This is a genomic window from Devosia indica (genome assembly GCF_003056405.1).
Classification (GTDB): Bacteria; Pseudomonadota; Alphaproteobacteria; order Rhizobiales; family Devosiaceae; genus Devosia; species Devosia indica.
Genome location: NZ_PYVZ01000012.1, coordinates 26481 through 51061, shown reverse-complemented (window position 1 = coordinate 51061; position 24581 = coordinate 26481). Strand labels below are relative to the sequence as shown.

Here is a 24581-nt window from a genome sequence, read left to right as displayed (position 1 = left end):
GGCCTGAGGGCCGATCCACCCTCTCCCCGAGCGGAAGAGGAATGGGGGCACCGAGTTGCAACGGGCGCCGTGCCATTCTTCTCCCTCTCGGGGAGAAGGTGGCGCGCAGCGCCGGATGAGGGGGAAACCCATGCCGACCATCAACCTGCCCAATCCTGATCGCTCCATCAGCCCCTATACGCTGAGCGGCGATCCGATCCCCTTCGTGAAGTTCAAGGCGACCGAGTTTCCGCGCATCGCCTATTCGGCGGCCCATGTGGTGGCTGACCCGCTGGCCAGCAATGATCCCTGGCTGACCCCGGCCATCGACTGGAATACGACGCTGAAATTCCGTCACCGCATGTGGGATCTGGGCCTGGGCGTCGCCGAAGCCATGGATACCGCCCAGCGCGGCATGGGCCTGACCTGGGCTGAAGCGCAGGAGCTGATCCGGCGCTCGCAGGCCGAGGCCCGAACCCGCGATGACAGCCTGATCGCCTATGGCGCCGGTACCGACCATCTGGCGCCCGGTCCCGATGTGACCATTGATGACATCATCAAGGCCTATGACGAGCAGGTCGGTTTTGTCGAAGCCCAGGGCGGCCGCGTCATCCTGATGGCATCGAGGGCGCTGGCCGCCGCCGCCAAATCACCCGACGATTATGCCCGCGTCTATGGCCATGTGCTTTCGAACGTCAAGCAGCCGGTGATCATGCACTGGCTGGGCGAGATGTTCGACCCGGCGCTGCAGGGCTATTGGGGTGATATCGACCACGACCGGGCCATGGATGTCTGTCTCGACGTCATCGCGGCCAATGCCGACAAAGTTGACGGCATCAAGATTTCGCTGCTTTCGGCAGAAAAGGAAATCGCCATGCGCCGTCGCTTGCCGGCAACTGTGAAGATGTATACGGGCGATGATTTCAACTATGCCGAGCTGATTGCCGGCGACGACCAGGGCTATTCGCATGCGCTCCTGGGCATTTTCGACGCCATTGCGCCGGCAGCCTCGGCGGGCCTGGCGGCGCTCGGGCGCGGCAATACCAATGAATTCTTCGATATTCTCGAACCCACCGTGCCGCTGAGCCGGCATATCTTCGCCGCCCCCACCCGCTTTTACAAGACGGGCGTGGTGTTCCTGGCCTATCTCAACGGCCTGCAGGACCATTTCGCCATGATCGGCGGGCAGCAATCGACCCGCTCGTTGCAGCACTTAAGCGAACTCTTTCGCCTCGCCGACAAGGCCCGTGTCCTGGCCGATCCCGAGCTGGCCACCGCCCGCATGAAGCAGGTCCTCGCTGTCCATGGAGTTTCCGCATGAGCGCCGATACCGCTATTTCGCTGAACCTGGCGACCACGCGTCCGCAATGGGGCTTTGCCGAGGCCGTTGAGGGGTGCCTGAAGGCCGGCATCACCGCCATTTCCCCCTGGCGCGACCAGATCGAGGCGATCGGGCTCGATGAGGCCGCACGCATCGTGCGCGAGAACAAGATCCGCGTGACCGGCGTGTGCCGCGGCGGCATGTTCCCCGGCGTCGATGCCGCCGACCGGCAGAAGCGGATTGATGATAATCTGCGCGCTATTGACCAGGCCGCGGCGCTCAATGCGGATTGCCTGGTGCTGGTGGTGGGCGGCCTGCCTGGATCTTCAAAAGATCTGCCCGGCGCCCGCGCGCAAGTCACCGACGGCATTGCCGCCATGCTGCCCCATGCCAACGCATCCGGTGTGAAGATCGCCATTGAGCCGCTGCACCCGATGTATGCGGCTGACCGGGCCTGCGTGAACACCACCGACCAGGCGCTCGATATCTGCGAGCAGCTGGGCGAGACGGTCGGCGTGGCGCTCGATGTCTATCACATCTGGTGGGACCCAAATCTTGCCAATGCCATCGCGCGGGCGGGCCGGATGAAGCGCATCTTTGCCCATCATATCTGCGACTGGCTGGTGCCGACGCGGGACATGCTCAATGATCGTGGCATGATGGGCGATGGGGTCATCGACCTCAAGAGCATCCGGAAGATGATCGAGGAGGCCGGATTCCATGGCCCGCAGGAGGTGGAGATCTTTTCGACCGAGAACTGGTGGAAACGGCCCGGCGACGAAGTGCTGCAGGTGATCAAGGAACGGGTCGCCACGGTGTGCTGAAATGCGTCTGCCTTGGCCAGAATGCAAAAAGCCCCGGACTGTAATCCGGGGCTTCTTCAATCTGAGCGGCGCTTAAGATACGCGCTGATATTCAATGCTCGAGCAGAGGAGCTGGCAGCCGGTGAGCTTGATCGTGTCCGGACCGGTCAACTCGACAATGGCCTTGGCGTTGCCGCCATTGAGCGCAATCTGACCTTCCCAGGTGCCGGGGCCGGTCTGTTCGGCCTGCACCACCTGCTGGTCCACATAGGCCAGGTTTTCCTGGGTACGGCTATCGCCCTGGATATCGTTGAGCGTGCCGCAAAGCTGGGTGCCATCACCGCAAAGCTGGAAGGTGAAGGTGGTGCCCCAGCGGTCCTGCCAGACACCGCCGGGATCGGCAGCAGACTGCGCAAGAGCCGGCATAGCCAGAGCGGCCACGACACTGGTCGCGGCAATAATAGTCTTCAGCATCGTCACAATGCTCCATATATTGTCGCGCCCGGCCAGGGAGGTGGCCATGCGCGCACTGTTACAATTTTAACAAGCCCTTGGGGGGCCAACGCCGGAGCGCGCAGATCGTTGCGCAAATGTTACCGGCGGAAGGTCGCGGCCAGTTCGATGTGAACGGACCAGGCGAACTGATCGACTGCTACTAGGTCGCTCAACATGAACCCGGCCTGAACAAGCAGGGCGGCGTCCCGCGCGAAGCTTTTGGGGTCGCAAGCGATCATCACCACATGCCGCGCCTTGGACGCAGCAATCTCCTTGACCTGAGCCTGCGCTCCAGCACGCGGAGGATCGAGCACTATCGTGTCGAAATTGAGTTCGAAGCGGGTGAGTGGGTCCCGGAACAGATCGCGCGCCTTGGCGGTAACCGTCTTGAGGCCCTTGGTGTACCGCACTGCCTTGTCGAGCGCGCCAATGCCGGCACGGTCGCTGTCGGCAGCATAGACCGGCGCGATTTCGGCCAGCCGCAGGGCAAAGGGGCCGATGCCACAGAACAGGTCGGCAATGGATTTTGGCTTGCCGATCGCCGCGAGCACATAGTCGGCCAGAACCTGTTCGGCTTGGGCCGTGGCCTGCAAGAAGCTGCCAATGGGCAGATCGACTTCCGAGCGCCCCATGGTCACCGTCGGCTGCTGGCGCAACAGGATCATTTCCTTGTCCAGCGAGAGCCGCGCCAGGCCCAGATCATTGCCCAGCGGCACCAGCTTTTCAGCCCGCACGCCCTTGCCGGCCTTGCGGATGCCGACATCGAGGCCGGCATTGGTGGCGGTGAAACTGATATCACACTCGCCGATGGCCGCACCCAGCGCCCGGGCAATGTCCGGGGCCCGCTTGAGGGCCGGCACCAGAATAGGGCAGGCATCGAGATCAAGCAGGTCGTGACTGCGGAGCTGCATATAGCCGGCACGGTCCTTGCGGGCATGCAGCGTGGCGCGGCGGCGACCGGCGCCATGGGCAGAGATGAAGCGCTCCACGCTTGCCTCGAGCCCGGCCTGACGGAGTGCTGCTTCGACCAGTTCGGTCTTGAATGCCGCATAGCTCTGCGCCTCCATGTGCTGGAGCTGGCAGCCGCCACAGGTGCCGAAATGCGGGCAAACCGGCTTGATGCGATTTGGCGCTGGTGACAACAGCTCGGCCAGCGCGCCGCGATTGCCATCCACCGAGATCGCCACCTGTTCGCCCGGCAAGGTGAACGGCACGAAGACGCGCTGTCCCTCGATAATAGCAACGCCTTCGCCCTTATGGCCGAGCGATTCGATGGTGGTGGTGATGCTCATGCGTGATCCTGACAGACAGAAGCCCGATCATTTCTGATCGGGCTCCCGGCTTGCTGCGTAACTTTTCTAGCGGCCTGTGGGCCGCGGCCACTCAAGCATGGCTTTCGTGGCTTTGAGCCCTAAAATCGCTCCATCGGAGCGATTTTACCTATGAGCCAGCCTCAGACCTGCTGCACGCCCTCGACGCCTGGGACGAAGTGGCGGAGCAGGTTTTCGATGCCGTTCTTGAGCGTGGCGGTCGAGGAGGGGCAGCCCGAGCAGGCGCCCTGCATATGCAGGAACACGGTGCCTTCCTTGAAGCCCTTGAAGATGATGTCGCCGCCATCCATGGCCACGGCCGGGCGCACACGGGTGGCCAGCAGTTCCTTGATGACTTCGACCATTTCCTTGTCTTCTTCCTCGAAGAACTCCTCGACCTCATCGAAATCAACCGGAGCAGTGCTGCCCTCGGTGATGACCGGCTTGCCGGAGAGGAAGTGGTCCATGATGACGCCAAGAATGGCCGGCTTGATATGGGCCCAATTGGTATCGTCCTTGGTGACCGAGATGAAATCGGACCCCAGAAACACGCCATTGACGCCGGAGATGGCGAACAGGCCGGTGGCCAGCGGCGAGACGGCGGCAGCTTCAGGCGAACGGAAATCGCGCGGCTCGCCAACCAGCACGTCGCGGCCCGGCAGGAACTTCAGGGTCGCCGGGTTGGGCGTGGCTTCGGTCTGGATAAACATGGCGGCTCCCCGCTGAGCGGTACAATTAGAATGTTTCTAAAATAGACTTTTGCGCTGCAAGTGCAAGGGCAATAATGCTAGCCATGCCTGATCGTCAGCGAGATGGTGTATCCTATGTCCATCGAACTCTGGACCCTGCTGGGTGCCATGTTTCTGGGTCTGGTGCATCTCAGCGTCGCCTCCTTTGCCTTCAAGGCGCAGGTGGGCAACGCCTATACCGTGGGCGCCAGGGATGCCAATCTGCAACCCGCAGGCGTTGCGGCCCGGCTGGATCGCGCGCAACGCAATTTCCTTGAAACCTTCCCGATCTTCGTGGCGGCCGTGCTGACGCTGGAAGTGCTCGACGGCAGCGGGGGCTGGCTGAGCGTGAGCGGCTGCCTGGTTTATCTCGTCTGCCGCTGCCTTTACCTGCCGCTTTACGCTCTCGGCCTGCCCTGGGCGCGCACCTTTAGCTGGAATGCGGCCACAGCCGGACTGGCACTGGTGATGGCCGCGATTGCCCTCGAGGCGCTTGGTGGAGCGTGAGGCGTGCAGGCCATTCGAGCGGAGCTCTCATGGCCTGCTGACCCAAAATCGGTCCACTGAACCGATTTTGCCCGCACAAGCGGGCCGGTCAGCAGATCGCGATGACTTCGTCGTCGCTCATGCGGCCGGGCACAATGGTCAGGGGGATGGGCAGCACATTGGCGCGGGCGGCAAAATGGGTCACCAGCGGACCCGGACCATCGGGCGACTTGGAGGCGGCCAGCACCAGGATGGCAATGTCGTGATCCTTGTCGATGACGCGCTCGATCTGTTCGGCGCCATTGCCCTCACGGATCACCGATTCGGCCCGGACCTCGCCGATCTCCTTGATCCGGGCCATGCGCCGGTCAAGATTGCGTTCGGCCTCCTCGACGGCCTCGGCCCGCAAGACGTCCTCGACACCCAGGCCAATGAATTCAGGCTTGGGAATGACCGTCATCAGCACCACCGTGCCGCCCGTGCGCTTGACGCGCCAGGCAGCAAAGGTCAGGGCACGATCGCATTCTTCGGTCTCATCAATAACGACGAGAAACTTGCGCTTGTATTCGACCTGCGAAACCAAGGGCGCCTCCGTTGCTGAACCGCGCTAGCGGATGAAACCGATGATGGAGCGTACCTCGGCCATTGTCTTTTCGGCAATGGCGCCGGCCCGCTCGCCACCATCGCGCAACACCGCATTGATGGTTTCGGGGTCATCGAGCAGGCGCTGCATCTCCCCGGCCATCGGCGCGAGAACGGCAACGGCCAGATCGGCGAGCGCCGGTTTGAACTTGCCCCAGCCCTGGCCGCCGAACTCTGCCAGCACCTCGGCCTTGGTCCTGTCGGAAAGCGCGGCATAGATACCAACCAGATTGTCAGCTTCCGGCCGGTCCTTGAGACCGTCGACCTCTAAGGGCAGTTCAGCGGGATCGGTGGTTGCCTTCTTGATCTTCCTGGCGATGGCGTCCGCATCATCGAGCAGGGAAATGCGGGACTGCTCGGAGGGGTCGGACTTGCTCATCTTCTTGGTGCCGTCGCGCAGGCTCATGATGCGCGTGGCCGGGCCGGCGATCAGCGGCTCGGTGATGGGGAAGAACTGACCATCCGGCGCCGTCACCCCTTCAGCAGCAATCGAGGCGGCATAGTCATTGTTAAACTTGGCGGCGATATCGCGGGTCAGTTCGAGATGCTGCTTCTGGTCGTCGCCCACCGGCACATGGGTGGCCTTGTAGAGCAGGATGTCAGCGGCCATCAGCGAGGGATAGGCGAACAGGCCGAGCGAGACATTCTCGGAGTTCTTGCCGGCCTTGTCCTTGAACTGGGTCATGCGGGCCATCCAGCCCATGCGCGCGACACAGTTGAACACCCAGGCCAGCTCAGCATGCTGGACCACCTGGGACTGGTTGAAGACGATGGAGCGCTTGGGGTCGACCCCGGCGGCAATGAAGGCGGCAGCGACTTCGCGGGTGGCACGACGCAGTGCCGCGGGCTCCTGCCAGACGGTGATGGCATGCATGTCGACCACGCAGTAAATGGTCTCATGCGTGTCCTGGAGCGGCACGAAACGGCGGATGGCGCCGAGATAATTGCCGAGGTGCAGGTCGCCGGATGGCTGGATGCCGGAAAAGACGCGGGGGCTGAACGTCATGGTGCCCTTCGAGAACAGAAACGAAAACAGGCGCCCCTTCTATACGGGCAAGACGAAGAATGGAACCGTCACGCGCGGCGGTGCAGACGGCGCGCCAGCAAGCGCAGATCATGAGTGCCGCTGACATGGACAAGGGTGAAATAGACCGCGACGCCAAAGGCGATCAGCGCGGCCAGCACACCCGCCTGGCGCCAGAGCGCGACACCGCTTGCCAGATGGATTGCGCCCTGTTCGGCCAATAGCCAGAGCGCCGCGCCCATGATCAGGCTGATCGCGAGAATGGCCAGTTGCGCCCGCCATTGCGGCCAGGTCAGCGCGAAATGGCCGCGCACGGCCAGCGTGGCCACAAGCAGCACGACATTGAGCCAGGAGGAGGCAGCGGTGGCAATGGCAATGCCGACATGAAGCAGGCTGGGAAAGAGCGTGAGCGATATGGCGATGTTGGCCACCACGCTGACCCCGGCAAATATCGTCGGGGTCAGCGTGTCCTCGCGGGCAAAAAAGCCCGGCTGCAATACGCGGATCAGCACATAGGCGGGCAGGCCCGTGGCGAAGGCTATCAAGGCTTCAGCGGTCTGGGTGGTGGCCAGCGCATCAAAAGCGCCACGTTCGAACAGCACCCGCACGATCGGCTCGGCCAGCGCCACCAGCGCCACGGCCGCGGGCATGGTGAGCAGCATGGAAACGAACAGCGCCTGGTCCTGGCTCTGGCGTGCTTCGAGCGCGCGACCGCCCTTGAGGTGACGGCTGAGTTCGGGGAGCAGCACCGTGCCGATGGCAATGCCGATAATGCCGAGCGGAAGCTGGTAGAGCCTGTCGGCATAAGAGAGCACGGAGATGGCGTTGTCGGCGCCCGAGGCAATGATGGTGCCCACGAAAATATTGATCTGGGTGATACCGCCAGCCAGGATGGCCGGCACCGCCAGCATCCAGAAGCGGCGCACCTCCGGGTCCAGCCGTGGCATGCGAAAGGCGGGGCGGAAGCCGGCCCGCTCGATGGCCACCCAGACCAGCACCAATTGCGCCACCCCGCCGGTCATGGTGGCGATGGCGACCCAGATCGTGGCGTCGGCCGGGGTCTGGATGAACCAGACGGCCAGGGGGATCAGCGCGGCAATGGTGACCAGGTTGAGCAGTACAGGCGCGAAGGCGGCAGCGAAGAACCGCCCCAGCGTGTTGAGGATAGCGCCATAGGCGGCCATCAGCGACATACAGCCCAGATAGGGGAACATGATCCGCGTCAGCAGCACGGTCAGGTCAAACTTTTCTGCGTCGTCCACGAAGCCGGGCACGAAGACGGCCATGATCTGGGGCATGAAGAGCTCGGCCAGGAGGGTGACGATGAACAGCATCACCACCAGCCAGCTCATGATGCGCGCGGCGAGTAATTTTGCGCCCTCTTGTCCCTCACGCTCCAGGGCGCCGGAGAACATGGGGACAAAGGCGGTGTTGAACGCGCCTTCGGCAAACAGCCGCCGGAACAGATTGGGAAAGCGGAAGGCCGCGAAAAACGCGTCGGCCGCCGGGCCGGTGCCCAGCACTGCCGCCATCAGCGCGTCGCGGGCAAAGCCGGCAATGCGGCTTACGAGGGTCAGCGAGCCGACCGAGACGAAATTGCGGAACAGGGTCATGGGCCCGCGTGCGCCTCACCCATTGACCACCTTCTTTTCCGGTGCCTTGTCCTCGCTGGGCCGCTTGAAGACGTTCATCAACACGTCGTGGATCTTCTTCTGGCGGGATTTGACATGGATCTTCTGGCCCGTCAGGTCGGTGACATAAAAGACGTCGACGGCCTTTTCGCCATAGGTGCCGATATGGGCCGAGCCGATGGTGAGGTTGAGATCGGAAATCTCGCGGGTCAGTGCATAGAGCAGGCCGATGCGGTCGAGGCCCGACACCTCGATGACGGTGAATTTTTCCGAAATGGCATTGCTGACCGAGACCTGCGCGGGCAGGGAGAAGGGCCTGAGGCGCCTGTTGTGGCGCGATTCCTTGCCCAGATCGATCAGCACCTGGCGCTTGCCTTGCAGGAGCTGCTTGACGGTGTCGATGATGCGGGTGGCGCGGACCTTTTCGTCTTCGTCGGAGGTGAAGGAGCGCTTGAGCCGGAAGGTGTCGATGGCGCGCCCGTCGCGGGTAGAAAAGATCTGCGCGCCAATGATGGAGGCATCCTGCATGGTGCAGGCGCCGGCGATCAGCGAGAGCAGGCGCGGGTGATCGGGGGTATAGAAGCTGACCTCGGTGATGCCTTCGAACGCCTTGACCCGGATCGAGCCGGCAAAGGGCTGATCGGTGCTGTCGGCATTGCGGATCATCCTGGCGTGTTCGAGCTGTAATTCAGGCTCGGCGCGCAGCCAGTAATGGTCGTAATGGCGGGCCGCATAGGCCTCGATATCGGCGGGCGCCCAGCCGGACAGCGCCTCGGTCAGGGCCGAACGGGCCTGATTGACGCGGTCGGACTGGCTGACCTGGCTATGCCCGCCAGACAACAATGGCTCGGTGGCGAAATACAACGCGCGCAGCAGCGAGCCCTTCCAGCCGGTCCAGGTGCCCGGGCCAACGGCGCGGATATCGCAGGCGGTCAGGATCATCAGCAGGGCCAGGCGCTGGGGCGATTGCACCACATCGGCAAAGGACTTGGCGGTTTCGGGGTCCTGGATGTCGCGGGCCTGGGCAATCTCGCTCATCAGCAAATGATATTCGATCAGCCAGGAGACGGTGTCGGTTTCGGCGGCATTGAGGCCAAAGCGCGGGCAGAGCTTCTTGGCGATCTTTGCCCCGGCGATGGAATGATCCTCGGGCCGGCCCTTGGCAATGTCGTGCAGGAACAGTGCCACATAGAGCAGGCGCGTATCGTTGAGCTGCGGCAGCAGCTCGTGGGTCAGGGGCAGCTCGTCGCGCAATCCGCCATTGGCGATCTGGGCCATGACGCCGACCGAGCGGATCAGATGCTCGTCCACGGTATAGTGGTGATACATGTTGAACTGCATCAGCGCGACGATCTTGCCGAAATCGGGCACGAACTTGCCGAGCACGCCACTCTCGTTCATCTGACGCAGGATGCGCTCGACATAGTTGGCGCTGGTCAGAATGGTCAGGAAATGGGCATTGGCCCTGGGGTCGGCGCGCAGGGTCTTGTCGATCAGCCGCAGGCTGTTGCGGATATGCATGATCGCATCGGGATGAAACAGCAATTCCTCGCGGCCGGCCACCATGAAGGCGCGGATGAGATTGACCGGGTCCTTTTCGAAGACGTCGGGCCCGGCGATGTTGAGGCGTCCGGTATCGACGATGAAGGCCGTTTCGCCCTTGATCTTGGACTTGCCGGAGCGGAACGGCGCCAGGACGCGCCCGACCAGGTCGAGATCCTTGGCGTGGTGGAATTCGAGGCCGGCGCAGATGATGCGGGTCAGATCACCGACATCCTTGGCGACCAGGAAATAGCGCTTCATGAAGCGCTCGACGCCCAGCATGCCCAGGCGCTGCGCATAGCCCATGCGCTGGGCCAGTTCAGGCTGCATGTCGAAGCTGAGCTTTTCATCGGCCCGTCCGGTGACGAAATGCAGGTGACAGCGCACCGCCCAGAGAAAATCCTCGGCCCGGGTGAACAGGCGGTATTCGGCGGCTGACAGTACGCCCTTGCCGACCAGCTCATGGCTGGTCTTGACCTGGTAGAAATACTTCCCGATCCAGAACAGCGTATTGAGGTCGCGCAAGCCCCCCTTGCCGTCCTTGATATTGGGCTCGACCACATAGCGGGTATTGCCCATCTGCTTGTGGCGCTCATCCCGCTCGGCCATCTTGGCGGCGATGAATTCCGGGCCCGTTCTGGGCATGATCTCGTTTTCAAAGCGATGGGTGAGCTGGTCGTAAAGCGCCTTGTCGCCGGTGAGGAAGCGCGCTTCGAGCGTGGCGGTGCGCACGGTCATGTCGGCGCGGGCCATGCGGATGCACTCATCCACCGAGCGGACCGCGTGGCCCACCTTCTGCCCCAGATCCCAGAGCATATAGAGAATGTATTCGGTGACCTGCTCGCCCCAGGGGGTTTGCTTGTAGGGCAGGATGAAGAGCAGATCGATGTCCGAGCCTGGGGCCAGGGTGCCACGGCCATAGCCGCCGACGGCGGACAGCGCGATGGCTTCGGCGCCAGACGGATTGTCGACCGGATAGACCCGCGTGGTGGCAAAGCGATGCACGGCGGTGATGATTTCGTCCTGCGCCGCGCACAGGTTCTGGGCACAGCGCGTGCCCTTGTTGTTGGCCAGCAGTTCGGCCTCGGCGCTTTTGCGCGCATCGGCCAGGGCCTGGCGGATATGGGCCAGGACCGCCATGCGCGCCTTGGGCGAGCGGGCGGGTTCGTCGCCCAGCAGCGCGTCAAACTCGGCCACCAGCGTATCGGCGGTCTTCAGCGCGAACTGTGCCTTTTTGGGTCTGGCCTCAGCTTCGGCTAGCGTCATCGCGGAGTTTCTTCAATTGATAGAGCGCATCAATGGCCTGGCGTGGCGTCATTTCGTCGGGGCGGACCGCATCGAGCGCTTCGTGAACGGGATCCTTGCCCTTTGGCGCCGGGGGCGGCTGGTGGGCAAAGAGCGGCAAATCGTCTAGCACTCTGGCCTTCTGGCTGGAAGAGGCGGTGCCGGCCGAGCGCTGCTCGAGCACGTCGAGCACCTGTTTGGCGCGGGCAATGACCGGTGCCGGCAGGCCGGCCAGCCGCGCCACCTGGATGCCATAGGAGCGGTCCGCGGCGCCGGGCCCCACTTCGTGCAGGAACACCACCTCGCCTTCCCACTCGCGCACCTTCATGGTGACATTGGCGACGCGGGTGAGGGTCTTGGCCAGAGAGGTCAATTCATGGAAATGGGTGGCGAACAGTGCCCGGCAACCGGTGGTCTCATGCAGCGCCTCGACCGCCGCCCAGGCAATGGAGAGCCCGTCGAACGTGGCGGTTCCGCGACCGATTTCGTCGAGCACCACCAGGCTCTTGCGAGTGGCGCGATTGAGAATGGCGGCGGTTTCGACCATTTCGACCATGAAGGTCGAGCGGCCATGGGCAATATCGTCAGATGCGCCGACACGCGAGAACAGGCGATCCACCACGCCAATATGGGCGCTGTCAGCCGGCACATAGCACCCCATCTGCGCCAGAACGGCGATCAGCGCGTTTTGCCTGAGGAAGGTCGATTTACCACCCATATTGGGGCCGGTGACCAGCCAGAGCGACCCGCCGCCGGCTTCCTCGCTGCCCGAGAGATCGGCATCATTGGCGACAAAGCTCTGGCCTTCCGATTTCACCATCAATTCCACAACGGGATGGCGCCCGCCGGAAATGGCGAAAGCAAGGCTGTCATCGACCATCGGGCGGCAATAGCCCCTTGTGGCAGACACTTCTGCGAGAGCGGCGGTGACGTCGAGTTCGGCCAGCGCGTCGGCCAACCCCTGCAACTGGCGCGTTGCAGCCAGTGTTTCATCCCGAAGGCGGGCGAATATGGCCTGTTCGATCTCCAGCGCCGCACCCTGTGCCTGGGCGATCCGGCCTTCGAGATCGGCCAGTTCGGTGGTGGTAAAGCGCATGGCATTGGCCAGCGTCTGGCGATGGATGAAGGTTTCGCGGTGCGGGGCTTCGAGCAGTTTCTGGCCATGCGCGGCGGGCACTTCGACAAAAAAGCCGAGGACGCCATTGTGCTTGATCTTTAAGGACCGCACATCGGTCTCGTCCATCAGCCGGGCCTGCAGCGCGGCGACCACGGCGCGGGTCTCGCGGCCCAGCGCGCGCTCTTCATCGAGCCTCGCGTCATAGCCGGGCCGGACGAAACCGCCATCGCGGCTGAGCAGCGGCAATTCATCATCCAGCGCCGCCGCCAGTTCACTGGCCAGCGCACCTGGCGCGGCGCCAAGGGTTTGCGTCAGGCGTTCCAATATGGTGGGCAAGTCGGGCTGTGCGCGCAGATGCTGCGCCAGTTCCAGCGCTGCGCCGACGGCCTTGCCGATGGCGGCCAGATCGCGCGGACCGCCACGCTCCAGAGCCAGGCGCGAAAGGGCGCGGGCCAGATCGGGCGCGGATTTGAGGTCCTGGCGCAGGCGGCCGCGCAACAGTGTGTCCTCGACCAGGCGGCTGACTGCATCGAGCCGTTCGTTGATCGCATCGGCACGGCGCAATGGCGCGGCCAGGCGGGTTGCCAGAAGCCGCGCACCGGGCGCGGTCACGGTCAGGTCGATGGCCTGGCGCAGCGAGCCCTTGGCCTGGCCGCGTTGGGTGATCAGCAATTCCAGACTTGAGCGGGTGGCCGCGTCGATCGCCATGCTGGCCGCGGCCGCATTGGTGAGCGGTGGCCGCAGCGGGGCACTGCGCCCCCTCTGGCTTTCCCCGACATAGCCGACCAATGCGCCGAGCGCTGCCCGGCCAGCCCGGCTGAGGGCGCTGGGGTCGAAGGCCTCGGACGGAAAACTGCTGCGCAGGAGCGGCATGGCCGCTTCGCTGTCGGCAAGGTCCGGGGCGATGGTGGAGGCAATCCCGCTCCAGGCCGGGGCGAACAGATGCCTTTCGACCAGCGCGGCCCGGGTCGCATCGGTCAGCAGCAGTTCGGCGGGGGCAATGCGGGCCATTTCATCACCGAGCTGGTCGGCGGCCAGATCGGACACAAAGGTTTCGCCAGTGGAGATATCGGCCCAGGCCAGGGCAAAATCGGTTTCGCCATGCCGCACCATGGCCAGGGCTGCCAGATAATTGGCGGAGCGTGCATCGAGGTGATCGTCTTCGGTCAGCGTGCCGGGGGTGACCAGCCGCACCACATCGCGCCGCACCACCGATTTGGAGCCGCGCTTCTTGGCTTCGGCCGGATCTTCCATCTGCTCGCAGATGGCCACCCGATGGCCCAGACGGATCAGCTTGTTGAGATAGTCATTGGCGGCGTGAATGGGCACACCGCACATCTGGATATCTTCGCCCAAATGCTTGCCGCGCTTGGTGAGCACGATGCCGAGGGCCGCGCTGGCGATTTCGGCGTCCTCGAAGAACAGCTCGTAGAAATCGCCCATGCGATAGAACAGCAGATAGCCCGGATTGACCGCCTTGATCTCGAAGAACTGCGCCATCATGGGCGTCAGTCCCGCAGGCGCGGGGCCGGGGGCAGCCTCGAAAGGGGATTGATCCATGGGCGCGGGCAGTCAGGGCTTGAAAATTGATCCCGGACCTTAGGCGGTTCGGGATCAAAATCCAACCGGGCCGAACAAATTTGCCCCGTTCGTTTTGCAGCCGAAATCAGGCGTCGCGGATGAGCGAAACGGGCTCGATCAGCTTGCGATAGAGATGCCAGGTGGCATGGCCCAGAATGGGCAGGACAACGGCCAGCCCGACAAACAGCGGAATGGAGCCCAGGAAAATCGCGGCGCCGACAATGACACCCCAGGCAAAGAGCGGCACGCGATTGTGCATGACCGCCCGGAACGAGGTTTCGACGGCCACATAGGCCCCCACATCGCGGTCGAGCAGCAGGGGGAAGGCAATCACCGTGGTGCACAGCACCACCAGGGCGAACAGGGCGCCGAGTGCCGTGCCAACCGCCAGCAGGGTCAGGCCGGCCGGCTCAGTCAGGATCTGGGCAAGCAGGGCATCGAGCGTGCGCGGCGGCGAGGCCCCGAACAGGGTCTCGTAAAGCGCCTGGGCGCTGGTGAGCCAGAGCGTGAACAGCACGAACAGCATGGCGCCGACGGCCAGAATGGAGCCCAGGGCGGGGGATTTCAACACGCTCATGGCGTCGCGCCAGCTTGGGTTCTCGCCCATTTCGAGCCGCCGCGACACCTCATAGAGCGGCAGGGCAGCGATCGGGCCGAGCAGGGCGAAACCGCCGATCAGCGGATAGAGCAGGGTCCAGGCATGCCAGCCATTCATCCACACGGTGAGCACGATGCCGATGACCGGATAGATCAGCATCAGGAGCACATAATGGCTGGGCTTGGCCCAGAAATCGGCCGCGCCGCGCCGCAGCACGTCGCCAAGATCGGCCAGTGAAATCTGGTGAATGACCGGCATGTCGAGCTTGTCGCCGACACCGGAAATGACGTGCATTTTGGCCATGGGCATCACTCCTCCTCAATGGAGGCCGCAGCACTTGCGAGGGGCGCATGACGGGCGCGAGACGCAATAGGGTGCGACCGCTATGCCGTCATACTAAGCCGCGAACCGGGGGCTGTCGCCCCCGGTTCCGAGAAATGTGATCAGGCCTTGGCCAGGGCCTGGTCGATATCGGCGATGATGTCGTCGACATGCTCGATGCCCACCGAAATGCGCACCAGATCCTCGGACACGCCGGCGCGCTTGAGCTCCTCGGGGGAGAGCTGGCGGTGGGTGGTGGTGGCCGGATGGCAGGCCAGAGACTTGGCGTCGCCGATATTGACCAGGCGCAGGATCATCTGCAGCGCATCGATGAACCGGGCGCCCGCTTCCTTGCCGCCCTTGATGCCGAAGGAGAGGATGCCCGATCCCGAGCCCTTGGAGATCCGGGTGGCCACTGCGTGGTAGGGGCTGTCGGGCAGGCCGGCATAGTTGACCCATTCCACCTTGGGGTGACTCTGAAGATGCCGGGCGACCTTGAGCGCGTTTTCGCAATGGCGTTCCATGCGCAGGCCCAGCGTTTCGAGCCCCTGCAGGATCATGAAGGCATTCATGGGCGAGAGCGCGGCGCCGGTATTGCGCAAGGGCACGACGCGCGCCCGGCCGATATAGGCTGCCGGCCCCAGCGCCTCGGTATAGACCACACCGTGATAGGAGGGGTCGGGCTCGTTCAGCACCGGGAAGCGCTTGGCATTGGCCTTCCAGTCGAACTTGCCGCTATCGACAATGACGCCGCCGATGGAGGTGCCGTGGCCGCCGATATATTTGGTCAGCGAGTGCACCACGATATCGGCGCCGAAATCGAAGGCCCGGGTCAAATAGGGCGTGGCCACCGTATTGTCGACGATCACCGGCACGCCGTGGCGATGGGCGATCTCGGCGATCTTTTCGATGTCCACGACATTACCGGCCGGATTGCCGATGGATTCAAGGAAGACCGCCCTGGTGTTCTCGTCGATGGCCTTTTCGAAGCCTTCATAATCGTCATGGCTGACCAGCCGCGCCTCGATGCCCTGGCGCGGGAAGCTGTGCACGAACAGATTGTAGGTGCCGCCATAGAGCTGGGAGATCGAAACGATGTTGTCGCCGACCCCGGCAATGGTCTGGATGGCATAGGTTATGGCAGCCATGCCCGAGGCCAGGCCCAGCGCCCCGATGCCGCCTTCCATCTCGGCAATACGTGCTTCGAGCACGGCCGTGGTGGGGTTCATGATGCGCGTATAGATATTGCCCGCGACCTTGAGATCGAACAGGTCCGCGCCGTGCTGGGTATCGTCGAAGGTGTAGGAGGTGGTCTGGTAGATGGGCACGGCGGCCGCCTTGGTGGTGGCTTCCGATTCATACCCATGGTGCAGGGCGATGGATTCAAGTTTCATTATTGGCTCCCTTTGGCTCGCAGGCGCCAAACTTGCCGGTTCCCCCGGAAATGACAAGGCGCAGGAGAGGCAGTTTGTCCTCTCCCGCGCCAAGTCGTTGAAATAGATGTGCTTAGCTCAGCGCGTCGACTTCGTAGCGGTCGGAGGGGTCACGCACCGGCCGATAGGCAAAATAGTCGAAATGGGCCGGGCTCGCGGTGCCGTTGAGATCGTTCGCGGCCACGCCGACAAAAGCGCCGGTGAAGCTGCCATGGGCCTGGTGGCCACCGCATTCGTCCGACAGGATCGACGCATCGAGGACCGGGCCGATGGGCTGCAAGTCCTGGCCTTCCAGCGCATAGAAGAATTGCAGCGCCCTGCCGCGAATGGAAAGCGCCAGCTTCACCTTGCCGGTGTTGGGGATCTGTACCGGCTCGGCGGGGAAATTGAGATCGCCATCCGGCCAGGAAATTTCCGAGCTCATCAGCAAGAGTTCGCGCTGGCCATCCGAATGGGCGGTGACAGCGAGATAGAAGAAATTGTAGCGGCTGTAATAGGCGGTCAGGCCCGCCATGGTGCGCTCGTCGGTGGCGGCAAAGTCAACCACGGTCTCGGCATCATAGGAGAAATGCTGCTGCCGGCGGGCCACCAGCGCCTGTTCGAACCACGACCCGATGCTCTCACGCCCGAACAGCGTCAGCTTGCCGCCCTCGGTCTTGAAGATGCGGTCGGTGTCCGGCGTGCGCAGCCATTGGAAGTCGATCGGCAGGCCGTTCTCGAAGGTGGAGGGCTGCTCCGCCCAGTATTTGGCCTCGTCGCGGGTGCCGGGCACTTCGACATGCAGCGAGGGCACCGGACCGTTCTTGACATGAAGCCAGTCGTCCTCGCCCCAATAGGCTTCCTGGATGGCGGTCTCACGCCCGAGAACGCAGCGGCGCTCCTGGGTGGTCGGACGGCCGGTCAAATGCACCAGATAGGTCTTGCCATCGGGCGTCTCGACAATGTCGCCATGGCCGGAGCGCTGCAGGGCGGCCAGCGGCGCATCCTTGGATGTCAGGATATGTTTTTGCGGATGGGTTTCGTAGGGCCCGTCGATATTGCGCGAACGGGCAAAGGTGCAGGCGTGGTCATAGGCCGTGCCGCCTTCGGCCGTCAGCAGATAGTACCAGCCGTTTCGCTTATAGAGGTGCGGGCCTTCGACCAGCTTGAGATCGGTGCCCTTGTAGATGTTCTTGACCGGACCGACGAGCTTGCCGGCCTGGGGGTCGAACTCCTGCAGGGCGATACCGGCGAATTTCAGCGGCCGCGTGCGGTGGTCCCACAGCATGTTGACGAACCACTTCCTGCCATCGTCGTCGTGGAACAGGGACGGGTCAAAGCCCGAGGAATTGACATAGATCGGATCGGACCAGGGCCCTTCGATCGTGTCGGCCCAGACGATGTAGTTATGCGCGTCCTTGAACGAGCCGTCCTTGCGCTTGACGTCGGTATAGACCAGCCAGAATTTTTCGCCGTCATGGGTGAGGCATGGCGCCCAGACACCACAAGAATCCGGATCGCCGCGCATATCGAGCTGGCTCTTGCGCGTCAGGGGCCGGGTGAGCAGCTCCCAATTGGCCAAGTCTTTGGAGTGATGGATCTGCACGCCGGGGAACCACTCGAAGGTGGAGGTGGCGATGTAGTAGTCCTCACCGACGCGAAGGATAGACGGGTCCGGATTGAAGCCGGGAAGAATGGGATTTGTCAGTTGGGGCAAGATATCCTCCTCGTGCGACCAAAAAGCCGCTTAATGCGTTGTATGACGAAAATTGAAGCCCGATCCGCTTGCGTTCAGGCAGTTCGCCTGAAACTTAGCGATCGATACGAAAACCGGGCCGCCACGACCTGACCGGGCGGCAAACTGAAGCGAGACGCCTTGGACCATCAAATCCGCGAAATATCCTACTGGAAGAACGTCAAATCCAAGATGCGGCTGCAGCCCTTCGTGCACGCCGTAGAATCCAGCGCTGTTCCTATTGCCATTGCAGATCCATATGAGGCCGATTGCCCGCTGGTATTTGTCAATGACGCCTTCCTTAAGCTCACCGGTTATGAAGAGCATGAGGTGCTGGGGCGCAATTGCCGGTTCCTGCAGGGCCCCGAGACACGTGACGCAGACCGCCAGGCGCTCAAGGATGCTGTCCGTGACAAGGCCACGATCAGCCGCGAGATCCTCAACTACCGCAAGGATGGCAGCAGCTTCTGGAACGAGCTGCACATGGCGCCCATGCTCGACGACCATGGCGACCTGCTCTATTTCATTGCTACCCAGGTCGATGTCACCGAGCGCATGACGCGAACTGAAAATCTGCGGCAGGAACTGGACGAAAAGACCACCGCCCTGCGCGACCAGGCCGAGCGGACCCATCACATGGCCCGCGAAATGACGCATCGTGTCCGCAATTCCCTTGCCCTGATCCAAGCCATGCTGCGCATGCAATTGTCCAGCCTGTCCGATGACACGGCGCGAAACGCGCTGGTGGGGGCACTCAGCCGCATCCAGGCCATTGTCGAAATCCAACGCATCATCGAACATGGCGACCTCGACGCCAAGATCGAGATCGGCCAGATCATCAGTTCGATCTGCGAAAAACTCGACCATATCAGCCGGGCACAGGTGGTCTCTTCTGCCGACCGCATAGAGATCGGCGAAGAACTGGTCACCCCCATCGCGCTGATCGTCTCGGAACTGGTCACCAATGCACAAAAGCATGCCTATGGGCAGGAGGATGGCGGAATCATCGCCGTGACAGCCCGACGAAACGGGGAGGGCATCGCGCTGATTGTGCGCGATGACGGCAGAGGCCTGCCTGCCGACTTCGATCCGCGTGCCGTCAGCGGCTTCGGCATGAAAATGCTGTTGCACGAAATCGATCACCTCAAGGCCGAGCTGCGGGTTGAGCGTGGTGAGAAGGGCACGGCTTTCATCGTCGAGATTCCCATGCAGCCGGAAGCCTGACATAGGGTCCGGCACCCCCACCGGGGGCGCCGGAAGATTGCCATTCGAGCAGCAGAGCTCTCATGGCCCGCTCGAGGTCAGACGAACCGATTGACCAGGTTTTCGAGATATTCCTGGCGGCCGGAGCGCGGCTGGGGATTGATGCCATCGGCATCGACCTTGGCGGCGATATCGGCCAGGCTCAGCTTGCCGGACAGAATATCCTTGCCCAAGCCATTGTCCCAACCGGCATAGCGGTCATCGAGCAGCTTGTCGAATTCGCCGTCTTCGATCATCGCCACTGCACCCTTGAGGCCGCGGGCCAGCGTATCGAGACCCAGGATATGGCCATGCAGCAGGTCGGCGGGATCGAGCGACTGGCGGCGCACCTTGGCGTCGAAGTTGAAGCCGCCCTTGCCGAGACCGCCCTGCTTGAGGATGTAATAGAAGGCCAGGGCCATCTCGCCCGCATTGTTGGGGAAATGATCGGTGTCCCAGCCGGACTGGAGATCATTGCGATTGGCGTCGACCGAGCCGAGCATGCCCAGCGAGGAGGCGACGGCCAGTTCATGCTCGAAGGAATGGCCGGCGAGGAAGGCATGGCCAACCTCGATATTGCACTTCACCTTCTTTTCGAGACCATATTTCTGCAAGAAGCCATAAACCGTGGCGACGTCGTAGTCATACTGATGCTTGGACGGTTCCTGCGGCTTGGGCTCGATCAGAATCTGGCCCTTGAAGCCGATCTCGTCGGCATGCTCGATGACCAGGGTCAGGAAGCGGGCCATCTGGTCCTGTTCCTGGCCGATCTTGGTGTTGAGCAGGGTTTCGTAGCCCTCGCGGCCGCCCCAGAGCACATAGTTCTCGCCGCCCAGCTCATTGGTCAGCTCAAGCACGGCCTTCACCTGGCCGGCGGCATAGGCGAAGACTTCCGGGTCGGGATTGGTGGCGGCGCCGGCCATATAGCGGCGATTGGAGAACAGATTGGCCGTGCCCCAGAGCAGCTTCTTGCCGGTTTCCTGCATCTTGGCGGCAAGGATATCGCCGATGACGCGGAGGTTCTTGTTGCTCTCGGCCAGCGTCGCGCCCTCGGGAGAGACGTCCACATCGTGGAAGGCGTAGTAGGGCACATCGATCAGGTTGAAGAATTCAAAGGCCACATCGGCCTTGAGCTTGGCGCCCTCCATGCCCTTGTCGAACCAGGGACGGTCGAAGGTACGGCCACCAAAGGGGTCGCCCCCCTCCTGGGCAAAGGTGTGCCAATAGGCGATGGCTGGGCGGATATGGTCTTCCATCCGCTTGCCGGCAATCACTTCGTCCTTGTTGTAGTGGCGATAGGCCAGCGGATTCCTGGATGTCGGGCCTTCATATTTGACCTGGCTCAGGCCCTTGAAAAAATCGGTCACGAACTTGCCTCCTCAATGGCGGGATAAAGGGCGCGATAGCGCGCATATTGATCGGAATAGGCGGCCGACAGGGATGTGTCGGGCGCGATGGTGGTCTTGATCGGCGGCATGGACATGACATCCATCGGATTGGCGCCGGTGGCGGCGCAGAGACCCAGCCGGGCCGCCCCGAGGGCACCGCCGAAATCGCCGTCTTCGGGCAGGGCAATTTCCATATCGAGATTGGTGGCCAGCATTTTGAGCCAGAGCGCGGACTTGCTGCCCCCGCCGACCGCCAGCAGGCGGTTGATCGCGGTGCCGGCATCGGCCAGCACCCGCTGGCAATCGCGCATGGCAAAGCTGACGCCTTCCATCACGGCCTGCGCCAACTGGGCAGGATCGGTGGATTGGGAAAGACCGGTGAACGAGCCGCGCGCAGCCGCGTTATTGTGCGGGGTCCGCTCGCCCGAGAGATAGGGCAGGAAGATGGTTTCGCCCGGTCCCTTGAACTGGGCCTCGGCCTCACCCGAGAGTTCGGCCTGTTTCCTGCCGGTGATGCGGGACAGCCAGTTCAGGCTATCCGTCGCCGAGAGGATGACACCCATCTGGTGCCAGGTATCGGGGATGGCATGGCAGAAGGCGTGCACCGCCCCTTCGGTATTGGGGCTGAATGTTTCGTTGGAGACAAACAGCACGCCCGAGGTGCCCAGCGACACGAATCCCTCGCCGGGCCGGACCGCGCCAATGCCACAGGCCGCTGCCGCATTGTCACCCGCGCCGCCGGCCACCACGACAGGGCCCGACATGCCCCAGCGCGCCATCAGGTCGGGCTTCAACTGTGCCGAGACGGCCGAGCCTTCGACCAGAGACGGCATGTGTTCGCGGCCAAGGCTGGTGACGCCCAGCAGATCGTCGGACCAGTCACGTTTTGCAACATCCAGCCAGAGCGTGCCGGCGGCGTCGGACATCTCCTCGACATGTTCGCCGGTCAGCAGGAGGCGCACATAGGCCTTGGGCAGCAGCACCTTTCTGATGCGGGCATAGATTTCGGGCTCGTGCTTGCGGACCCAGGCGATCTTGGGGGCGGTGAAGCCGGGCATGGCGATATTGCCGGCCAGATCCCGCAAAGTGGGCAATGCCGCTTCCATCTCGGCACATTCGGCCGCCGAGCGCCCGTCATTCCACAGAATACAGGGGCGCAGCACCGCGTCATTCTCGCCCAGAAGCGTCGCGCCATGCATGTGACCGGACAGTCCAACGCCCTTGACCGCGGCCAGCGCCGCGCCATGGCTCTGCTTGAGCGCGTCGATGGCGCCCAGGGTTGCCGTCCACCAATCGGCGGGGTTCTGCTCGGACCAGCCGGGCTGGGGCCGCACCGGCTCGACAGCAGGCGCCGAGGCCTCGCCCAGCGCCTTGCCGTTCTCGTCGATCAGGAGCGCCTTGACCCCCGATGTGCCGATATCAATGCCGAGAAATGTCATGAGGCACGTACCTCATGCACAATTGCAAAAATCATTCGAACGTCCTCCCGCCCGTTTCGGGCCACGCCGATTTGGTGATTGGCGCCGTGTTTAGCGCAGATTGTCGCGCAGGAAAATCCCATTTTCAACTTCGAACCGTGCCGAAGGCAAAATCTCCCCGGTGGGGAGATTTTAGGTGAGAAGGCCAGGAAGGCCATGCCTGAGTGGCGGGGAGCGGCCCTGTACGGGTCACTTCACCGCAAATTGTCCCGCAGGAAAATGCCGATCTCGATTGGATCCGTTACCGCAACGCGACTGGCATCCAGCGCCAGCGCGCGGGCGGCGGCAATGGCCTCGCGGATTTCGCCATCCGGATTCTGGTCGAGCACCACATCAATGGCGCCGCTAGCCAGCCCGGCCCGGGTAGGCGCGGTCAGCTCATGGGCAATCACGCGCAGATTGCCGCTGCGCCCCGACGCCTCGAGGGCCGACACCAGGCCGGCATTGCCGGCGCCCAGATTATAGAGGCCGCCGAGATCGGCATGCTCGGCCAGAAGGGCCGTAATGATCTCTGCGGTCTCGGTGCGTTCGTCATGGCCTTCGAGCGGGCCGATGATCTCCAGCGCGGGAAATTCTGCGCCCAGCGCCGCGCGAAAGCCATCGAGCCGCTCGGCATGATCGCGCAAATGCAGCGAGCCGGCCACCACGGCCACCTTGCCGCCCTGGGGCAAAAACCGGCCCATCAGGGAGGCGGCGGTGCGGCCGGCGGCCACATTGTCGATGCCGATGAAATTGCGGCGTGCCGAGGCGGGCAGGTCCGACACCAGGGTCATCACCGCAATGCCGCGGCGCTGTGCAGCGTCGATGGCGGCGAGCACTTCGGGCTCATCGCTCGAAACGATCACCGCACAATCGCATTCACGCGGCGCGAGCTGGCTGAGGCTTTCGGCCAGCCCGGCGGCGTCAAGCGCCCTGACCCGGCGCAGATCGAGATGGATATGGTCAGCCAGGGCCAGAGGCGAGCGCCGATGCACGGCTTCGGCCAGGCTGTCCATGAACTCATTGGAGCCATCAGGAATAAAGAAGACCACGCTGAGATCGCGGGCCCGAGCCATCAGGGACGCGTTGAGATCGCGGGCAAAGCCCAATTCGGCAATGGCCTGTTCGACCTTTTCGGCGGTCGCGGCCCGGACGCCAGGCCGGCCATTGAGCACCCGGTCGACCGTGGCCAGCGAGACCCCTGCAGCCCGGGCCACATCATGCACCGTTGCCCGTCGCCTGATCGTCTCTTCGTTCAAATCCGCTCCCCCGCGAACAGCGCGCAAATGGCGTTCCGCCATGCGCTTTGATGCCAGCACACTTCCCCACGCCTTGCGCAAAGGTCAAGTGCAGCGTTGCAGCAGAGGGGCGAATAGCGCTACAGCTCCGCGCCGAACAGATGGGAAGGGGGCCACCGTCATGGCAGTCGCAGTTTCAGGTTTCGGGGAGCACAATGGACAACGGGTGGATCAATTCCGCCTGACCAGCGATACCGGGGTCAGTGTCGACATTATCGGCTATGGCGTGGTGGTGCGTGACTGGCGCGTCCCGGTGGCCGGGGGTGAGCGCTCTGTCGTGCTGGGCTTTGACCAGTTTGACGCCTATCCCGCCCATAGCCCGCATTTCGGGTCGCTGGCCGGACGCGTGGCCAATCGCATCAAGAATGCCAGCTTCGAGCTCGATGGGGTGACCTATCAATTGCCGCCCAATGCGGGCGAGCTGCAATTGCATGGTGGCGATGAGGGGCTGGGACGGCAGGTCTGGCAGGGTCAGGTCGACAGCGCCAATAATGCGGTGCGCTTCACCCATTTTTCGCCCGACGGCGCCATGGGCTATCCCGGCAATGTCAATTTTGCCGCCACCTATACCCTTAGTGGCAATCGCCTGCGGCTCGAATTGAGCGCGACAACCGACCGGGCCACCCCGATCAGCCTCGTGCAGCATCAATATTTCAATCTGGGCACAACTGAGGATGTGCTCGACCACACCATCCAGGTCAATTCCTCGGCCTATACCGAGCTGGGTGACGATCTGGCGCCGACCGGGGCCATCCTGCCCTCCAAAAGCACCGTCTATGATCTGCGCCAGCCACGGACCATGCGCGACGCCAACGGGGCGCCGGTTGATTATGATATCGGCATGGTGCTCGATACCGGCCGCAGGCTTGCCGACCCGATTGCCAGCGTTGTCTCACCCGACAAGGCGCTGACGCTCAAGCTCTGGAGCGACCGGCCGGGGGTGCAGGTCTATAACGGAGTGTGGACCGAGGTGCCGGTGCCGGGCCTTGGTGGCAAGCGCTATGGCAAGCATTCGGGCTTCTGCCTGGAAGACCAGGCCTTTGCCGATGCGGTGCACAATCCGCATTTCCCCAATGTCATCTATTCGCCCGACCGGCCCTATAGCCATTGGTGCGAATTCGAGATCGCCTGACGCCAAATCCTTGGTGATGCTGACGCGGTCTGTCAGCCCAAATGCCCATGGTCCT

19 protein-coding genes are annotated in these 24581 nt (G+C 63.1%); 5 read left to right on the top strand and 14 right to left on the bottom strand.

From position 1 onward, the window contains the following. The first annotated feature begins 130 nt into the window (after positions 1 to 130). Together DDE76_RS12610 and DDE76_RS12605 are read left to right on the top strand one after the other, a co-directional pair. Positions 131 to 1300, top strand: a complete 1170-nt coding sequence (locus tag DDE76_RS12610) for a dihydrodipicolinate synthase family protein (RefSeq protein ID WP_104892609.1) — start codon at positions 131 to 133, stop codon at positions 1298 to 1300. Continuing rightward, the gene (locus tag DDE76_RS12605; RefSeq protein WP_104892610.1) at positions 1297 to 2124 is read left to right on the top strand and encodes a sugar phosphate isomerase/epimerase family protein; all 828 of its coding nucleotides are present in this window, start codon (positions 1297 to 1299) and stop codon (positions 2122 to 2124) included. The genes DDE76_RS12610 and DDE76_RS12605 overlap by 4 nt, the downstream gene beginning before the upstream one ends. Positions 2125 to 2196: 72 nt before the next feature. On the opposite strand, the gene DDE76_RS12600 is transcribed toward DDE76_RS12605, so the two are convergent. The 3 genes from DDE76_RS12600 to DDE76_RS12590 all read right to left on the bottom strand — a co-directional run bounded on the left by DDE76_RS12600 (position 2197) and on the right by DDE76_RS12590 (position 4618). Further along, positions 2197 to 2577, bottom strand: coding sequence for a hypothetical protein (locus DDE76_RS12600; RefSeq protein ID WP_157955784.1), 381 nt, complete (start codon positions 2575 to 2577; stop codon positions 2197 to 2199). A gap of 119 nt (positions 2578 to 2696) precedes the next feature. After that, positions 2697 to 3890: a class I SAM-dependent RNA methyltransferase gene (locus DDE76_RS12595; protein ID WP_104892612.1), complete on the bottom strand. Its 1194-nt coding sequence runs from the start codon at positions 3888 to 3890 to the stop codon at positions 2697 to 2699. A gap of 161 nt (positions 3891 to 4051) precedes the next feature. Next, a complete protein-coding gene (locus DDE76_RS12590; protein ID WP_104892613.1) occupies positions 4052 to 4618 on the bottom strand; it encodes a NifU family protein in 567 nt (188 codons plus the stop codon). 114 nt (positions 4619 to 4732) lie between these two features. On the opposite strand from DDE76_RS12590, the gene DDE76_RS12585 reads away from it, so the two are divergent. Next, positions 4733 to 5143 (top strand): MAPEG family protein, encoded by a 411-nt coding sequence (locus tag DDE76_RS12585; protein ID WP_157955783.1) that lies wholly within the window; start codon positions 4733 to 4735, stop codon positions 5141 to 5143. An 88-nt stretch (positions 5144 to 5231) separates the two neighbouring features. On the opposite strand, the gene DDE76_RS12580 is transcribed toward DDE76_RS12585, so the two are convergent. The 8 genes from DDE76_RS12580 to DDE76_RS12545 form a co-directional block, all read right to left on the bottom strand. After that, complete coding sequence (locus DDE76_RS12580) at positions 5232 to 5705, bottom strand: universal stress protein (protein ID WP_104892615.1); 474 nt, start codon at positions 5703 to 5705, stop codon at positions 5232 to 5234. Positions 5706 to 5729: 24 nt separating this feature from the next. Further along, a complete protein-coding gene (gene trpS / locus DDE76_RS12575; protein ID WP_104892616.1) occupies positions 5730 to 6770 on the bottom strand; it encodes a tryptophan--tRNA ligase in 1041 nt (346 codons plus the stop codon). 68 nt (positions 6771 to 6838) lie between these two features. Continuing rightward, complete coding sequence (murJ, locus tag DDE76_RS12570) at positions 6839 to 8401, bottom strand: murein biosynthesis integral membrane protein MurJ (protein WP_104892617.1); 1563 nt, start codon at positions 8399 to 8401, stop codon at positions 6839 to 6841. Positions 8402 to 8416: 15 nt separating this feature from the next. After that, positions 8417 to 11227, bottom strand: a complete 2811-nt coding sequence (locus DDE76_RS12565) for a [protein-PII] uridylyltransferase (protein ID WP_104892618.1) — start codon at positions 11225 to 11227, stop codon at positions 8417 to 8419. Further along, positions 11208 to 13922, bottom strand: a complete 2715-nt coding sequence (gene mutS / locus DDE76_RS12560; RefSeq protein ID WP_104892619.1) for a DNA mismatch repair protein MutS — start codon at positions 13920 to 13922, stop codon at positions 11208 to 11210. The genes DDE76_RS12565 and mutS overlap by 20 nt, the downstream gene beginning before the upstream one ends. Before the next feature lie 106 nt (positions 13923 to 14028). After that, the gene (locus DDE76_RS12555; RefSeq protein ID WP_104894825.1) at positions 14029 to 14844 is read right to left on the bottom strand and encodes a DUF2189 domain-containing protein; all 816 of its coding nucleotides are present in this window, start codon (positions 14842 to 14844) and stop codon (positions 14029 to 14031) included. A 140-nt stretch (positions 14845 to 14984) separates the two neighbouring features. Continuing rightward, entirely contained in the window at positions 14985 to 16256 is a 1272-nt protein-coding gene (locus tag DDE76_RS12550; RefSeq protein ID WP_104892620.1) for an O-acetylhomoserine aminocarboxypropyltransferase/cysteine synthase family protein, read from the bottom strand. A gap of 112 nt (positions 16257 to 16368) precedes the next feature. Continuing rightward, positions 16369 to 17994 (bottom strand): glycoside hydrolase family 43 protein, encoded by a 1626-nt coding sequence (locus DDE76_RS12545; RefSeq protein ID WP_425430628.1) that lies wholly within the window; start codon positions 17992 to 17994, stop codon positions 16369 to 16371. 156 nt (positions 17995 to 18150) lie between these two features. Between DDE76_RS12545 and DDE76_RS12540 the strand changes: the two genes are divergently transcribed. Further along, complete coding sequence (locus DDE76_RS12540) at positions 18151 to 19233, top strand: PAS domain-containing protein (RefSeq protein ID WP_157955782.1); 1083 nt, start codon at positions 18151 to 18153, stop codon at positions 19231 to 19233. A gap of 77 nt (positions 19234 to 19310) precedes the next feature. Here DDE76_RS12540 and xylA read toward each other — a convergent pair whose 3' ends face one another. The 3 genes from xylA to DDE76_RS12525 all read right to left on the bottom strand — a co-directional run bounded on the left by xylA (position 19311) and on the right by DDE76_RS12525 (position 23355). Further along, complete coding sequence (gene xylA / locus DDE76_RS12535) at positions 19311 to 20618, bottom strand: xylose isomerase (RefSeq protein ID WP_104892623.1); 1308 nt, start codon at positions 20616 to 20618, stop codon at positions 19311 to 19313. Further along, complete coding sequence (gene xylB, locus DDE76_RS12530) at positions 20615 to 22078, bottom strand: xylulokinase (RefSeq protein ID WP_104892624.1); 1464 nt, start codon at positions 22076 to 22078, stop codon at positions 20615 to 20617. The genes xylA and xylB overlap by 4 nt, the downstream gene beginning before the upstream one ends. A 233-nt stretch (positions 22079 to 22311) precedes the next feature. Then, positions 22312 to 23355 (bottom strand): LacI family DNA-binding transcriptional regulator, encoded by a 1044-nt coding sequence (locus DDE76_RS12525; RefSeq protein ID WP_245891904.1) that lies wholly within the window; start codon positions 23353 to 23355, stop codon positions 22312 to 22314. Between the two features lie 160 nt (positions 23356 to 23515). Here DDE76_RS12525 and DDE76_RS12520 point away from each other — a divergent pair, with 160 nt between their 5' ends. Beyond that, on the top strand, positions 23516 to 24526 hold the full coding sequence (locus DDE76_RS12520) for an aldose epimerase family protein (RefSeq protein ID WP_104892625.1): 1011 nt from the start codon (positions 23516 to 23518) through the stop codon (positions 24524 to 24526). The last annotated feature ends 55 nt before the right edge of the window (positions 24527 to 24581 follow it).